General features: G+C 70.5%; 14 protein-coding genes. 5 read left to right on the top strand and 9 right to left on the bottom strand.

Going from position 1 to position 14,485, the window contains the following annotated elements; translation table 11 throughout:
* The first annotated feature begins 16 nt into the window (after positions 1 to 16).
* The gene (locus tag C2L59_RS05745; RefSeq protein ID WP_103348463.1) at positions 17 to 1,429 is read left to right on the top strand and encodes an MFS transporter; all 1,413 of its coding nucleotides are present in this window, start codon (positions 17 to 19) and stop codon (positions 1,427 to 1,429) included.
* Here the strand turns inward: C2L59_RS05745 and C2L59_RS05740 are convergent.
* The 4 genes from C2L59_RS05740 to C2L59_RS05725 all read right to left on the bottom strand — a co-directional run bounded on the left by C2L59_RS05740 (position 1,426) and on the right by C2L59_RS05725 (position 6,095).
* Positions 1,426 to 2,232, bottom strand: coding sequence for an SAM-dependent methyltransferase (locus C2L59_RS05740; RefSeq protein ID WP_103348462.1), 807 nt, complete (start codon positions 2,230 to 2,232; stop codon positions 1,426 to 1,428). The genes C2L59_RS05745 and C2L59_RS05740 overlap by 4 nt on opposite strands.
* Before the next feature lie 74 nt (positions 2,233 to 2,306).
* Positions 2,307 to 3,107 carry an SAM-dependent methyltransferase gene (locus tag C2L59_RS05735; RefSeq protein ID WP_103348461.1) on the bottom strand — a complete coding sequence of 267 codons (801 nt, stop codon included), beginning with the start codon at positions 3,105 to 3,107 and terminating at the stop codon, positions 2,307 to 2,309.
* A gap of 43 nt (positions 3,108 to 3,150) precedes the next feature.
* Entirely contained in the window at positions 3,151 to 4,704 is a 1,554-nt protein-coding gene (locus tag C2L59_RS05730; protein WP_199198936.1) for an acetolactate synthase large subunit, read from the bottom strand.
* 5 nt (positions 4,705 to 4,709) lie between these two features.
* A complete protein-coding gene (locus C2L59_RS05725; protein ID WP_103348459.1) occupies positions 4,710 to 6,095 on the bottom strand; it encodes an FAD-binding oxidoreductase in 1,386 nt (461 codons plus the stop codon).
* A 181-nt stretch (positions 6,096 to 6,276) separates the two neighbouring features.
* Between C2L59_RS05725 and C2L59_RS05720 the strand changes: the two genes are divergently transcribed.
* Complete coding sequence (locus tag C2L59_RS05720; RefSeq protein ID WP_103348458.1) at positions 6,277 to 7,098, top strand: aldo/keto reductase; 822 nt, start codon at positions 6,277 to 6,279, stop codon at positions 7,096 to 7,098.
* Positions 7,099 to 7,138: 40 nt separating this feature from the next.
* Here the strand turns inward: C2L59_RS05720 and C2L59_RS05715 are convergent, their stop codons facing one another.
* Both C2L59_RS05715 and C2L59_RS05710 read right to left on the bottom strand, forming a co-directional pair.
* Positions 7,139 to 7,636 carry a DUF3830 family protein gene (locus C2L59_RS05715; protein ID WP_003079597.1) on the bottom strand — a complete coding sequence of 166 codons (498 nt, stop codon included), beginning with the start codon at positions 7,634 to 7,636 and terminating at the stop codon, positions 7,139 to 7,141.
* A gap of 2 nt (positions 7,637 to 7,638) precedes the next feature.
* A complete protein-coding gene (locus C2L59_RS05710) occupies positions 7,639 to 8,895 on the bottom strand; it encodes an aspartate aminotransferase family protein (protein WP_103348457.1) in 1,257 nt (418 codons plus the stop codon).
* 93 nt (positions 8,896 to 8,988) lie between these two features.
* Between C2L59_RS05710 and C2L59_RS05705 the strand changes: the two genes are divergently transcribed.
* Genes C2L59_RS05705 through C2L59_RS05695 form a run of 3 tightly spaced genes read left to right on the top strand, consistent with a single transcriptional unit; the run spans position 8,989 to position 12,032 of the window.
* Positions 8,989 to 10,452 (top strand): NAD-dependent succinate-semialdehyde dehydrogenase, encoded by a 1,464-nt coding sequence (locus C2L59_RS05705; protein ID WP_103348456.1) that lies wholly within the window; start codon positions 8,989 to 8,991, stop codon positions 10,450 to 10,452.
* Positions 10,449 to 11,507, top strand: a complete 1,059-nt coding sequence (locus C2L59_RS05700) for a tartrate dehydrogenase (protein ID WP_103348455.1) — start codon at positions 10,449 to 10,451, stop codon at positions 11,505 to 11,507. The genes C2L59_RS05705 and C2L59_RS05700 overlap by 4 nt, the downstream gene beginning before the upstream one ends.
* Positions 11,508 to 11,567: 60 nt before the next feature.
* Positions 11,568 to 12,032, top strand: a complete 465-nt coding sequence (locus C2L59_RS05695) for a DUF4262 domain-containing protein (protein ID WP_103348454.1) — start codon at positions 11,568 to 11,570, stop codon at positions 12,030 to 12,032.
* A 139-nt stretch (positions 12,033 to 12,171) separates the two neighbouring features.
* On the opposite strand, the gene C2L59_RS05690 is transcribed toward C2L59_RS05695, so the two are convergent.
* From C2L59_RS05690 to C2L59_RS05680, 3 genes are read right to left on the bottom strand one after another with little or no spacing between them, the layout of a single operon-like run.
* Positions 12,172 to 12,891, bottom strand: coding sequence for a GntR family transcriptional regulator (locus C2L59_RS05690; protein WP_103348453.1), 720 nt, complete (start codon positions 12,889 to 12,891; stop codon positions 12,172 to 12,174).
* Position 12,892: 1 nt separating this feature from the next.
* Complete coding sequence (locus C2L59_RS05685) at positions 12,893 to 13,639, bottom strand: maleate cis-trans isomerase (protein ID WP_103348452.1); 747 nt, start codon at positions 13,637 to 13,639, stop codon at positions 12,893 to 12,895.
* Between the two features lie 60 nt (positions 13,640 to 13,699).
* Complete coding sequence (locus C2L59_RS05680; protein ID WP_103348451.1) at positions 13,700 to 14,440, bottom strand: Asp/Glu/hydantoin racemase; 741 nt, start codon at positions 14,438 to 14,440, stop codon at positions 13,700 to 13,702.
* Between the last annotated feature and the right edge of the window lie 45 nt (positions 14,441 to 14,485).

Genomic DNA, 14,485 nt, shown 5'->3' with positions numbered 1-14,485 from the left:
AGTACACACTGGGGGTGTGGTGGTGTCCCGTTCCGCGCCGTCCGGCCGGGCGATCGTCGTGGTGCTCGCCTCGTGCGGGCTCGTCGCGTCGTTCATGCAGACACTGGTCGTGCCGCTGATCCCGGTCTTCCCGCGGCTGCTCCACGCCTCGGCGGCCGACGCGTCCTGGGTGGTCACCGTGACGCTGCTGGCCGCGTCCGTGATCACCCCGGTCAGCGGCCGGCTCGGCGACCTCTACGGCAAGCGCCGGATGATCCTCGTCAGCCTCGCGGTGCTCATCGCCGGCTCGGTGGTGTCCGCGACGACCAGCGCGCTCGCGTTCCAGATCCTCGGCCGCGGCCTGCAGGGCTGCGCGATGGGCGTCATCCCCCTCGGCATCAGCATCATGCGCGACGAACTCCCGCCCGAACGCGTCGGTGGCGCGATCTCGCTGATGAGCGCGACGCTCGGCGTCGGCGGCGCCATCGGGCTCCCGGTCGCGGCCGTGGTCGCCGAGAACGCCGACTGGCACGTGCTGTTCTGGACCGCCGCCGGGCTCGGGCTGGCCTGCGCGCTACTGATCCTCACCGTCGTGCCGGAGTCGCCGCTGCGCACGCCGGCGCCGTTCGACTACTTCGGCGCGTTCGGCCTGGCGGCCGGGTTGCTCTGCCTGCTGCTGCCGGTGGTCAAGGGCGGCACGTGGGGCTGGACCAGCGCGCCGACGCTCGGGCTGGCCGCGGTCGCCGTCGTCGTCCTGCTCGGGTGGGGCGCCTACCAGCTGCGCCGCCGCGACCCGCTGGTCGACCTCCGGGTGTCGGCCCGCCGTCCGGTGCTGTTCACGAACCTGGCGTCGATCATGGTCGGCTTCGCGCTGTACGCGATGGCGTTGTCGTTCCCGCAGCTGCTGCAGGCGCCGGCGTCGACGGGCTACGGACTGGGCCAGACGATGGTCGAGTCCGGTCTCACGCTGGCCCCGAACGGCCTGGTGATGATGCTGCTTTCGCCGGTTTCGGCGCGGCTCATCGCCCGGTTCGGCCCGCGCCCGACGCTGATGAGCGGCGCGCTGGTGATCGCCGCCGGGTACGCGTTCGCGATCGTGCTGATGGACAACGCGCTCGAGCTCATCACGGCGTCGGTGATCATCGGTGCCGGCGTCGGCATCGCGTACGCGGCGATGCCCGCGCTGATCATGGGGTCGGTCCCGGTCACCGAGACGGCGTCGGCGAACGGGCTGAACAGCCTGATGCGCTCGGTCGGCACGGCGATCTCCAGCGCGGTGATGGCGGCGATGCTCGCTCAGTTGACGATCAGTGTCGGCGGGCTGCCGGTGCCGTCGCTGTCCGGCTTCCGCGCCACGTTCGCGGTGGCGGCGCTGGCCGCGCTGGCGGGCGCGCTGCTCGCGGCGCTGGTCCCGAAGAGGCGACCGGCGCCGGAGCTGGTCGCCGCCTAGTTCTTCCGCGCCACCAGCGCCAGCCCGCCGCAGTCCGCCGGGTTGGACGGCATTTCGGCGGGGTCGTCCGGCCGCCACTCGGGGATGAACACGATCCCGGGGTCGACGATTTCGAAGCCGCCGACCAGCGCGCGGAGCTCGTCGGCCGAGCGCGGCGTGACGGGGTTCGCGCTCTTCTGGTACATCGCGACGGCGCGAGCGGTGCCGTCGCTCTGCTGCTCGTAGGTCGCGGACGACAGCGCGAGGTAGCTGCCGGGCGCGAGCGCGTCGCGGTAGGCGGCGATGAGCCGGGCGGGGTTGCGCTCGTCCGGGATGAAGTGCACGAACAGCGCCATCACCACCATCACCGGCTGGTCCAGGTCCAGCATCATCTCGGTGATGTCGTGTTCGAGGACGTCGTCGGGGAACTCGGCGTCGGCGTGCACCATCGCCGCGTTCTCGTTCTCGTCCAGCACGATCTCGCTGTGCGCCACGGCGACCGGCTCGTTGTCGACGTAGACGACCCGCGCCGTGGGGTCGAGGGCCTGCGCCACCTCGTGCACGTGCCCGACGGTCGGCATGCCGGAGCCGATGTCGAGGAACTGCCGGATGCCCTGCGCCATCCCGAACCGGATGGCGCGGCGCAGCCACTGCCGGTTGAGCCGCGCCCGCTCCCGCGCGTTCGGCTGCGCGGCGAGCACCTGCTCGGCGAACATCCGGTCGACGGCGTAGTTGAGCTGCCCGCCGAGGATGTAGTCGTACACGCGGGCGGCATTGGGCTTGTCGAGGTCGATGCCCCGTCTGGCGTACTCGTCTTCGCTCATCGCGGCTCCCCGGAGTCAGGTGTGACGCGAGAATAGCCGGACCCGATGTCCGAGCCGCGAGGTGACTCGTGCCGCTACACCTTGCGCGCGACCAGGGCCAGCCCGCCCGAGCGTGCCGGCGGGTCCTCGGGCGGTTCGTCCGGCCGCCACTCCGGCGTGAACACCACTCCCGGCGGCAGGATCTCGAAGCCCTTCACCAGCGCGGTCAGCTCGTCGGGCGAGCGCAGCGTCAACGGCGTCCCGCTCTTCTCGTACAGCGACACCGACCGCTGCGTCTCGTCGCCCTGCCCCTGCCACGTCCCGGACGACAGCGCGAGGTGGCTGCCCGGCGCCAGTACCTCCCGGTAGCGGCCGATCAGGCCGGCCGGGTCGCGGGAGTCGGGGATGAAGTGCACGAACGCCGCCATGATCACCATCACCGGCTTGCCGAAGTCGAGCATCGCCTCGGTGGTCGGGTGCTCCAGCACCTCGTCCGGGTACTCGGCGTCCGCCTGCACCATCGTGGCGTTGTCGTTGCCTTCCAGGACGATCTCGCTGTGCGCGACGGCGATCGGCTCGTTGTCGACGTACACCACCCGCGACGTCGGATCGATCGTCTGGACGACCTCGTGCACGTGCCCGACCGTCGGCATGCCGGAGCCGATGTCGAGGAACTGCCGGATGCCCTGCTCCGCGCCGAACCGCACGGCGCGGCGCAGCCACGCCCGGTTGACCAGCGCCATGTGCCGCGCGTTCGGCAGCACCCCGAGGATCTGTTCGGCGAACATCCGGTCGACGGCGTAGTTCAGCTTGCCGCCGATCATGTAGTCGTACACGCGCGCCGCGTTCGGCCGCTCGAGGTCGATCCCGCGCTTCGCGTGTTCGTCGTCGTTCATCCGCCGCTCCCGGGCTCGGGGTGTGCCGGGAGAATAGTCCGGTTTACAGCAGCGGCGGCACCGCGGCGTCGATCAGGTGCGGGCCGGGTTCGGCGAAGGCGCGCTGCAGCTGTTCCGCGAGTTCCTCCGCGGTGGTCGCCCGCGTCGCGGGCACACCCATACCCTCCGCGATCTTCACGAAGTCCATGTCCGGGCGCGACAGGTCGAGCAGCTCGTTCGCCTTCGGACCGCCCGACGCCGCTCCGACGCGCTGCAGCTCCAGCCGCAGGATCGCGTACGCGCGGTTGTTGAGCACCACCGTCGTGACGTTCAGGTTCTCCCGCGCCTGCGTCCACAGCGCCGAGATTGTGTACAGCGCACTGCCGTCCGATTGCAGGTTCAGCACCGGCCGGTCCGGCGCCGCGACGGCCGCTCCGGTCGCCACCGGCATGCCGTAGCCGATCGCGCCGCCGGTCAGCGTGAGGACGTCGTGCCGCGGCGCGCCCGCGGTCGCCATCGGGAGCATCAGGCCGGAGGTGTTGGCCTCGTCGGCGATGATCGCGTTCTCCGGCAGCAGCGCCCCGATCACCTCGACCCAGTTCTGCGGGGTCAGCGGCCCGCTCGGCAGCGGGGGCCGGGACGCTTCCGCCAGCACGGGCTCGGTGTCCGCGGCGACCAGGTCGGCGACCTCGTTCAGCGCGCGCGTGACGTCCTGCCCGACCGACGCGAGCGTGTGCACCTGCGCGCCTTCGGGCACGAGGTCGCTCGGCTTGCCCGGGTAGGCGAAGAACGACACCGGCGCCTTCGTCCCCGCGACGACGACGTGCTTGATGCCGTCGAGCTGGTAGGTCACCTGCTCGGCGAGGTACCCGAGCCTCTCTATCACCGGTAGACCGGCGCCGCGCTCCAGACGGGACGGGAACGTCTCGACGAACACCTTCGCACCGGTCGCGGTCGCGATCCGGCTGGCCGCGCGCAGTCCCTCCTCGCGGCACGCGCTGCCGCCGATCAGCAGCGCCACCGGCTCGCCGGCACCGAACACCGCGGCGACGTCCTTGACGGTGGTGGCGTCGACAGCCTGCGGCACGCGCGGCGGAATGGGCGCGCACGTCTCGCCGCCGTCGCCCCAGGAAGCGTCGGCGGGCAGGATCAGCGTCGCGACGCGGCCGGGTGCGTCCTGCGCGGCGGCGACCGCGGCGGCAGCGTCCGCCCCGACGTCCTTGGTGTGCTCGGAGCGGCGCACCCAGCCTTCCAGCGAACCCGCGACCGCCTCGATGTCCGATTCCAGCGGCGCGTCGTACTGCTTGTGGTAGGTCGCGTGGTCGCCGACGACGTTCACGATCGGCGTGTTCGCGCGCCGCGCGTTGTGCAGGTTCGCCAGGCCGTTGCCCAGGCCGGGGCCGAGGTGCAGCAGCGTCGCGGCGGGCTTGTCCGCGATCCGCGCGTACCCGTCGGCGGCACCGGTGACGACGCCTTCGAACAGCGCGAGAACGCCCCGCATCTCCGGCACGGAGTCGAGCGCGGCGACGAAGTGCATCTCCGACGTGCCGGGGTTCGCGAAGCAGACCTCCACGCCGGCGTCGACCAGCGTGCGGATCAGGGACTGGGCGCCGTTCATCTCGCTCATGCGGTTCCTTCGGGGAAGAGAACACCGGGGTTGAGGATCCCGGCGGGGTCGAAGCTCTGCTTGATCCGGCGCATCAGCTGGATCTTCGCCGGGTCTTCGAGGTCCTGGTGGTAGCCGGCCTTGGTGCGGCCGAGGCCGTGCTCGCCGGAGATCGCGCCGCCGAGCTCCATGGCGTACGCGAAGATGTCGGTGAGCAGCTGTTTCCGCTTGGCCGCGTCCTTGCAGAAGATCCCGAGGTGGACGTTGCCGTCGCCGGCGTGCCCGCAGCCGAGCGCGCCGCCGCCCGCGGCCATCGCGAGTTCCCGCGCCTTGGCGATGAACTGCGGCATCGCGGTCCGCGGCACGACGACGTCGATCACGTCGTCGGCGCCGGCCGCCTTCGCGGTCCAGAACGCCTTCTCGCGGGCCTCGATGAGCTTGCGCGCGGCGTTGCCTTCGAGGACGTAGACGTCGGTGGCCCCGAGTTCGCCGAGCAGCTCGCCGACGGTTTCGACGTCCTCGCCGAGGCGTCCGCTGTCGCGGTTCTCCAGCGCGACTACGAGGTACGCCTCGCTGGTCTCGCGGATCTTGTCCGGCACGCCGAGCTCGAGCTTCTCGTTGTAGACGATCGCCGCCATCGTCAGGTTGTCGATGTACTCGAGGATGTGCGGCGCGAGCCCGCTGGACAGGATTTCGGGCACCGCGGCCATCACCTGGCCGAAGTCGTCGAAGGGGGCGAGGATCGTGGCGCCGTGCGCCAGCCGTGGGTGCAGCTTGACGGTGATTTCGGTGGCGAGCGCGAGGGTGCCCTCGGAGCCGACGATCAGCTGGGTGAGGTCGTAGCCGGTGGACACCTTCGACGTCTTGCCGCCGGTCCGGATGATCTCGCCGGTGGGGAGCACGGCCTGCAGGCCGAGCACGTTGTTGCGGGTGACGCCGTACTTGACGGCCCGCATCCCGCCGGCGTTGGTCCCGACGTTCCCGCCGATGCTCGCGCTCAGCTCACCGGGGTAGACGGTGTACCCGAGCCCGGCTTCGGCGGTCTTGGCGTCGAGTTCGGCGAGCGTCACTCCGGGCTGCACGACGGCGACATGGTTTCCGGTGTCGACTTCGAGGACGGCGTTCATCCGCTCGAAGGAGATGAGGAGACCGTCCGCCTGTGGGCGCGCCGCCCCGGAGAGCCCGCTGCCGGACCCGCGCGCGGTCACGGGGACGTTGTGCTCCGAAGCGGCTTTCAGCAGCTCCGCTACTTCTTCGGCGGTCGCCGGCTTTGCGACGTACGCAGGCTTCTGCGGCTCCGCCGTCAGCGCTTCGTCGTGCGCGTAGTCCTCTGAGATCGCGTCGCCCGTGAGCAGATTCTTGTCCCCGACGATCTCGGCCAGCTGTGCTGCCACGTCGCCCATCGGCAGTCTCTCCTCCGCGCCGTCGCTGTGGTTACCGCAGCGTAGTACGTACCGCCGGTACGCCGCCATGAAGCTTTTTCACATTTACGCTGCGCACTGTGATCACCTTGTCACGCACCCTCGGATTTAGTTCAGGCTAAATCTCTGGTGGGTGACAGTGCCGGCGGGTGAAGCTTCCCCCATGACCTCGACGTACTCCTTCGAAGACGGCTTTTCCGTGCATCGCGTGGGTTTCGGTGCCATGCGCCTCACGGAGTGGGACCACGTGAACGACGGCGCCAAGGCGGTCGCCCGCCGCGCGGCCGAACTCGGCGTGACGTTCTTCGACACCGCCGACGCCTACGACCTGGGCCTGAACGAAGAGCTGCTTGCCGACGCGCTGCACCCGTACCCGGGACTGCTCATCGCCACGAAGTGCGGGCACGCGCGCCCGAGCCGCGGCGAGTGGGTTCCGCTGGGCCGGCCGGAGTACCTCCGGCAGCAGGCGGAACTCTCGTTGAGACGGTTGCGTCTCGACCGTCTCGGCCTGCTGCAGCTGCACCGGGTCGACCCGCAGGTCCCGCTGGCCGACCAGGTCGGCGCGCTCGCGCGGCTGCGCGACGAGGGCAAGGTCGCCCGCATCGGGCTGTCGGAAGTCACCGTCGCGCAGCTGACCGAAGCGCGCGCCATCGCGCCGATCGCCAGTGTGCAGAACCGCTACAACCTGACCGACCGCGCGTCCGACGACGTCCTGCGCTACTGCGAGCGCGAGGGGATCGCGTTCGTACCGTGGCTGCCGATCGCCGGCGGCGGCCACACGACGGCGGGCGGAGTCCTCGACAAGATCGCGGCCGACGCCGGTGCAACTCCCGCGCAGGTGTCCCTCGCCTGGCTCCTGCACCGCTCGCCGGTGATGATCCCCATTCCCGGGACGTCGTCGATCGCGCACCTCGAGGAGAACTGCGCTGCCGCGGACATCACGCTGTCCGCCGCAGACTGCGCGGAGCTGGACGAGCTGGCCTGAGCGAGCCCGGCCGCGGGAGAAACCGCGGCCGGGTCGCTGCTCAGGCTCGTGCGAACGAGAGCGTCTCGCCTTCGACGCCCCGCAGCCACAAGTCCTGCGCGGCCGCGGCCATCTCGGCCAGGCCCTCCTCGATCGTGGCGAACACGTTGCCGGGGACCCAGCCGGCGTCGCCGTTGATCAGCAGGTTGTTGCGCCCGTAGAAGATGGCCAGGTCGGTCGCGCCCTGGTCGCTGTGCGCCTCGCTGCCTTCGTCGTAGCCGTACGCCGGATTGCCGATCTCCCACGCCTCGAAGCCGAAGTACACGACGTCGCCGGGGATCGGCGTGATCGTCGGGTTCTCCCGTCCCGGCTTGGGCTCCGCGAACGGCGGCACGAGGGTGTAGACCTCGTTGCGCGCGTACTTCGCGTGGTAGGCCGAACCGCTCTGCGGCAACGCGTCCCACACGGCCTTGCAGGTCCGCGGCGCCTCGTCGTCGAGCAGCCGCGCCCGGCACGAGACCCCGCGCTTGTCGAGGGTGATCGTGATGTACCGCGCCATCCTCAGCTCCCCGTGACCGACGCGACGACGTCTCCCCAGATGCGCAGCGCGTCGTCGACCTGCTCGGCGGACACGACCAGCGGCGGCACCATGCGGACGACGTTCATGTACGGCCCGCAGGTGAGCAGCAGCAGGCCGCTCTTCGACGCCGCCTGCTGCGCGGCCTGCGCGGTCGCCGTGTCGGGCCCGCCGTCGGCGGTGGTGAACTCCGAGCCGACGAGCAGCCCGAGCCCGCGCACCTCGCCGATCGAAGGCGTCTTGTCCGCGATCACGCGCGCGCCTTCGAGCAGCTGCCGGCCGCGCTCGGCGGCGTTCTCGACCAGGTTCTCCTGCTGGATGACCTCGAGCGTCGCGATCGCCGCGGCGCACGAGACCGCGTTGCCGCCGTACGTGCCGCCCTGTGAGCCGGGGAACGCCTTCGCCATCAGCTCCTGCGAAGCGGCGATGCCGGACAGCGGAAAGCCGCTCGCCAGGCCCTTCGCGATGAGCACGACGTCGGGCGAGACGTCGAAGTGGTCGTGGCCCCAGAACTTCCCGGTGCGGCCGAAGCCGGTCTGGATCTCGTCGACGACCAGCAGAATGCCGTGCCGGTCGGCGCGCTCGCGCAGGCCCGCCAGGAACTCGGTGTTCGCCGGCACGTACCCGCCCTCGCCGAGCACGGGCTCGACGAAGAACGCGGCGGTCTCGTTCGGCGCGCAGACGGTCTGGAACAGGTAGTCCAGCTCCCGCAGCGCGAACTTCGTGGCCGTCTGCTCGTCCCAGCCGTAGTGGTAGGCGTAGGGGAAGGGTGCGACGTGCACGCCCGCCATCAGCGGGCCGATGCCGGCGCTGAACCGCGTCCCGGACGTCGTCATGGACGCGGCGGCGACGGTCCGGCCGTGGAAGCCACCCTGGAAGACGATGACGTTCGGCCGCTTCGTCGCCTGCCGCGAAAGCCGCAACGCCGCTTCGACGGCTTCACTGCCCGAGTTCGCATAGAAGAGTGAGTCGAGCCCGCTGGGCAGCACGGTGCCGAGGCGCTCGGTCAGTTCGAGCAGCGGCTTGTGCATCACCGTCGTGTACTGCCCGTGGACGAGCTTGCCGATCTGCTCCTGCGCGGCCCGCACGACGTGGGGGTGGCAGTGCCCGGTGCTCGTGACGCCGATGCCGGCGGTGAAGTCGAGGTGGCGTTTGCCCTCCACGTCGTAGAGGTAAACCCCTTCACCGTGGTCGACCACGACGGGCGTTGCCTGCTTGAGCAGCGGAGATAGCTGGGCCATGGCAGCGTGCTCCTAGGTCGGTCTGAGCGGGTTGTCGATTGTTGACAATATCCATAGCATGGCCCTCGGGACAACACGTGAGGAGCAGTCGGGATGAGTGCGAGCACCGAGTCCGGCGTCGTCGAGGCGGTCGGCAAGGAACTGTTCATCGGCGGCAAGTGGGTGGCCGCCGAGTCCGGGAAGACGTTCCCGGTGGTCGATCCGGCCACCGGCCGTGAGCTGTGCCAGGTCGCCGACGCCTCGCCGGCGGACGGCATCGCCGCACTGGACGCCGCCGTCGCCGCGCAGGCCGACTTCGCGAAGATGGCGCCGCGCGAGCGTGGCGAGATCCTGCGCCGGGCCTACGAGCTGCTGATGAAGCGCCAGGAGGAGCTGGCGCTGCTGATGACGCTCGAGATGGGCAAGCCGCTCGCCGAGTCGAAGGGCGAGATCGCCTACGCCGCCGAGTTCTTCCGCTGGTTCGCCGAGGAGGCGGTCCGCATCGACGGCGGCTACGCGACCGCGCCGAACGGCGTGGGCCGGTTCCTGATCACGAAGCAGCCGGTCGGGCCGACGCTGCTGATCACGCCGTGGAACTTCCCGATGGCGATGGGGACGCGCAAGATCGGCCCGGCGATCGCCGCGGGCTGCACCTCGGTGATCAAGCCCGCCGCACAGACGCCGCTGTCGATCCTCGCGCTGGCCGGCATCCTGGCCGAGGCCGGTTTGCCGGAAGGCGTCCTCAACGTCGTCACCACCAGCGACTCCGGCGGCGTGATGGAACCGCTCATCCGCGACGGCCGCGCCCGCAAGCTCTCCTTCACCGGCTCGACCGGCGTCGGCCGCAAGCTGCTGGAGCAGTGTGCCGACAAGATCCTGCGCACGTCGATGGAGCTGGGCGGCAACGCGCCGTTCCTGGTCTTCGACGACGCGGACATGGATGCCGCCATCGAAGGCGCGATGCAGGCGAAGATGCGCAACATCGGCGAGGCGTGCACCGCGGCGAACCGGTTCTACGTGCAGCGCGGCGTCGTCGAAGAGTTCGCGAGGCGGCTGACCGAGCGGATGCAGGCGTTGCCGATGGGCCGCGGCACCGAGAAGGACGTCGTGGTCGGCCCGCTGATCGACCAGAACGCCGTGGACAAGGTGACGGAGCTGGTCAAGGACGCCACCGACCGCGGCGCGAAGGTGCTCACCGGCGGCTCCGATGTCGACGGCCCGGGCCACTTCTACCAGGCCACCGTGCTCACCGACGTCCCGCAGGAGGCGCGGCTGACGCACGAAGAGATCTTCGGGCCGGTCGCCCCGATCACGCCGTTCGACACCGAGGAAGAGGCGGTGGCGAAGGCGAACGACACCGAGTTCGGGCTCGTTTCCTACGTCTTCACCAGCGACCTCAAGCGCGCGCTGCGCGTCTCCGAGGCTCTCGAAGCCGGCATGATCGGGCTCAACCAGGGCATCGTGTCGAACCCGGCGGCGCCGTTCGGCGGGATCAAGCAGTCCGGGCTCGGCCGCGAGGGCGGCTCGGTCGGCATCGACGAGTTCCTCGAGACCAAGTACATCGCGGTGGCCCTGTGACGGCCTACCGCCTGGCGAGCATTCCCGGCGACGGGATCGGCGTGGACGTCACGGTCGAGGCCCGCAAGGCCCTCGACCGGGCTTCCGCTCTCTTCGGTTTCTCGCTGGAGTGGACGGAGTTCGACTGGAGCTGCGAGCGGTACGCCCGCGTCGGCGCGATGATGCCGGACGACGGAGTCGCGCAGCTGTCGGCGTTCGACGGCATCCTGCTCGGCGCGGTCGGTTTTCCCGGCGTCCCGGACCACGTTTCGCTGTGGGGCCTGCTGATCCCGCTGCGCCGCGCGTTCCAGCAGTACGTCAACCTGCGCCCGGTGCGGCTGCTGCCGGGCACGACGTCCGTGCTGGCCGGGCGGAAGGCCGAGGAGCTGGAGCTGGTCATCGTCCGCGAGAACTCCGAGGGTGAGTACTCCGCGATCGGCGGCCGGCACAACGCCGGGCGGCCGGACGAATTCGTGCTGCAGGAGTCGGTTTTCACGCGCGTCGGCGTCTCGCGGATCATCCGGTACGCGTTCGAGCTGGCGCGGACGCGGTCCGCCCGCGTCTGTTCGGCGACGAAGTCCAACGGCCTGATCCACTCGATGCCGTTCTGGGACGAGATCTTCGCCGAGGTCGCGGCGGAGTTCCCGGACGTCCACAGTGAACAGATGCACGTGGATGCCCTGGCGGCACGCATGGTCCAGGCGCCGGACCGGCTGGACATCGTCGTGGCGTCGAACCTCTTCGGCGACATCCTCAGCGACCTGGCCGCCGCGATCACCGGCGGTCTCGGCATGGCGCCGTCCGGCAACATCAACCCATCAGGTGAATTCCCGTCGATGTTCGAGGCGGTCCACGGGAGCGCTCCGGACATCGCCGGGCAAGGCATCGCCAACCCCGTGGCCCAGATCCTGGCGGCCGCGATGCTGGTCGAGCACCTGGGTGAAACCGTTGCCGCACAAGCGATCCGGGCCGCGGTGGACCGGGTGCTCGAGGAAGGCCGGGTGCGCACGCCCGACCTCGGCGGCACGGATACCACAGAACGGCTCGGCGCGGCAGTGGCCGAAGCGCTGGGCTGAGTTTTTGTCGGTGCCCTCCGGCACGGTGGTCAGGAACCCACCGAGGGGGAGGAGGCACCGATGTGCCGGCAGTGCGACGACCCGGACAGACCCGGGTACCTACAAGAGCTTCGCGAAGGCGTGGCCGACCGTGGCTGGCTCGTGCAGGCCGTGGAAGGCACGGGGCTGTACCCGCCGTGGGCCTACACGGTCGGCCTGAGCGGGTACGGGCTGCCCGAACTGGTCGTGACGGGACTGCCCGTGCTCCCGGCCGCGGGCCTGCTGAACGGGATGGCGGCGCACGCGTTGTGCGCGTCGCCGCCATCACCGGGCGAACGCATCCCGCTTCCGGGCGGCCCGCTGGTCGAGGTCGTCCCGCTCGCCGAGCCGTCGGTGCACCTGGTTTTCGCGAACGCGTTGTACGGCCCGGAAATCCGTGCGCTGCAACTGGTCCACGCGGATGCGCAGGGCCGCTTCCCGTGGTCGCCGGACTACCGTGACGGCCGCGGCGGCCAGCCGGTCCTGGGGGTCCGCCATGAAGCCTGACTGCAGATGCACCCGGCCGATCAACTGCTTTCCGGAGCCTTCGCGGGCCGTCCACGCGCGCATTACGCCGGTGCGAATAAGCGAACCGGCTGTCCGGGTGCGCATGCCGGTTGTGCGAGCACGGTTGGCGGCGTTCCGGTCAAACGTTGCCCGGCACCGGCGGCGCGTGTCCGTCCGTGAGGCTGGTCCCCGGCGCGAGCCGCTGAACGGCGTCCTCCATGTGCGCCTCGAGAAGCGCGAGCGCCGTCTCTTCGTCACCGTCCCGCAGCGCCTGGATGAGCTTCGTGTGCTCTTCCACTCGCTCCTCGACCCGCTGGTAGGTGCTCTGCAGCGCCGTAAGGCACATCCGCGTCTCGATGAGGAGCGTCCGGGCCATCCGGACGAGCCGCTTGCTGCCGGAGGCGTTGATGAGGGCCTCGTGGAACCGGAGGTCGGCGGTGGAGAGCGCGCTGGGGTCGTCTTCGCTCGCGGCGGTCGCCATCTCGTGGACTGTCTGCTCCAGGAGGTCGGCGATCCGGTCGCGGTCGCCGCCCCGCAGGGCGCGCAGCATGGCGGCGCGCTCGATCGCCGACCGGGCGGCGTAGATGTCGTAGACGTCCCCGGGCTCGAGGTCGATCACGAAGAGCCCTCGGTGCCGTTCGCTGCGGAGGAGCCCTTCCGAGACCAGGTGCTGCATTGCTTCCCGGAGTGGCCCCCGTGACACCTGGAACCGCGCGGCCAGCTCGGTCTCGCCGAGCTGGGTCCCGGGCGGGAGGGCGCCGGTCATGATCGCGTCGCGCAGCTGACGCGCGATGACCGCGGCCGTCGACTCGCGGCTGACCGGTTCGATCTCGGGCAGCATGCCCGGTGGCAGGGCCATGTCAGGCAGCTCCGTCGGGCAGGTGCCGGAAGAGCGCACCCAACGAGCGGACGAGGCGGTGCTGCCCGGTCAGGCGCAGCCCCTCCCAGACCGTGACCTGGTTGGCGGTCAGCACGGGCTTCCGGAGCGCGGCCTCGACGGTGTTGATCTCGCCGAGGGTGCGCATGGCGGTGTCCGGCACGAGCACCGCCTCGGCGTCCGGGTGGTCGTGGCTGACGGCGAGCTCGACGACGGCTTCCGGGCTCATCGCGCCGACTTCGGCGGCGGTGATGATGTCGGCGCTGTTCATCGAGACGACCTCGATGCCGCCGGCTTTGAGGAACTCCACGAACAGCTGCGCGATGTCGTCCGGGTAGCTGGCGGCCACCGCGACGCGCTTGACGTCCAGGGCGCGCGCGGCGTGCACGAACGCGAAGGAGGTGCTGGAGGCCGGGACCCCGGCGACGGCGGCGAGGCGGTCGGCCTGGTCGCGGGCGCCCTCCCAGCCGTAGACGAAGCTGCCGCTGGTGCACGCCCAGATGACCGCGGCGGGCTCGTGCTTGGCGAGGAGGGCGGCGCCGTCGGCGAGGCGGGCTTCGCTGCCGAGGTCGAGCAGCTCGGCGACCGCGTGCTTGTCGGTGCCGAAGATGTGCTCGACCGCCAGCCGAATGTCGCCTTCGTCGGCGGCCGCGCCGCCGAGCAGCTGCTCGGCCAGCGGGTAGTCGTCTTCGGCCGCGTGGTCGGGGTAGATGAAGCCGATGGTGGTCACGGAACCTCCGGAGGGGACGCAAATTGTCGACAATCCTAGAGGGGAGGTCAAGGAAAACCTTCACGACACGTCACGAAGCCACCTTCCGGGTCCGACGATCGGCAGGTTCATCCGGCGCAGGCACGCCAACATGGTCAGCTGGTTGGCGGTGAGCACCGGCTTGCCGAGGGCGGCTTCCAGGGGCTCGATCAGGTCGTAAGTCGGGAGGTTGGTGCAGCTGACGAAGATCGCTTCGGCGTCGCCGTGGTCGGCGGCGAGGATGCGCTCGGCGATGGTCCGGTAGCTGACCTTCCAGATGCCGCCGCCCAGCCCGAGGTGGTCGCTGGCCACCGTCTCGACGTCCAGTTCGGCGAGGAAGGCGTGCAGGGCCTGGGTGAGGTCGGCGTCGTACGGCGTGAGCACCGAGACGCGGTGGAGGTCGAGCTGGTGCAGCACTTCGGCCAGCGCGCCGGAGGTGGTGACGGCGTCCGGCGCGCCGGCGTCGCAGATCGCTTTCGTCAGGGAGCGCTCGTAGTCGACGCCGTTGACGAAGCTGCCCGACGTGCAGAGGTAGGCGACGACCTCGGGCTCGACGTGCAGCACGTCGCGCGTGGCGCCGGCCAGGTGGTGGCTGTCGCTGACGAGGCGGGCCATCTCCATGCTGACCGGCACCGGTTCGTACGGCGTGCGGGCGAGGTGGAGGGACACCTCCATCGGGACCCAGCGCCAGAGCTCGCGCTCCAGCGCGAGGTCGAAGGGGGCGATGACCCCGATGCCGCGTTGCGCCAGCGGTCCGTCGAACGCCAGGAAGTCGAAATCCAAGGCTCAGCCTCCGGAATACGTCTGTGCTTGACAGTCCGGTGCTCC

Origin of the sequence: Amycolatopsis sp. CA-128772, from assembly GCF_002904295.1 — a bacterium.
GTDB lineage: Bacteria > Actinomycetota > Actinomycetes > Mycobacteriales > Pseudonocardiaceae > Amycolatopsis.
The sequence above is the reverse complement of the archived record's forward strand: the minus strand, read 5'-3'. Positions and strand labels throughout refer to the sequence as shown.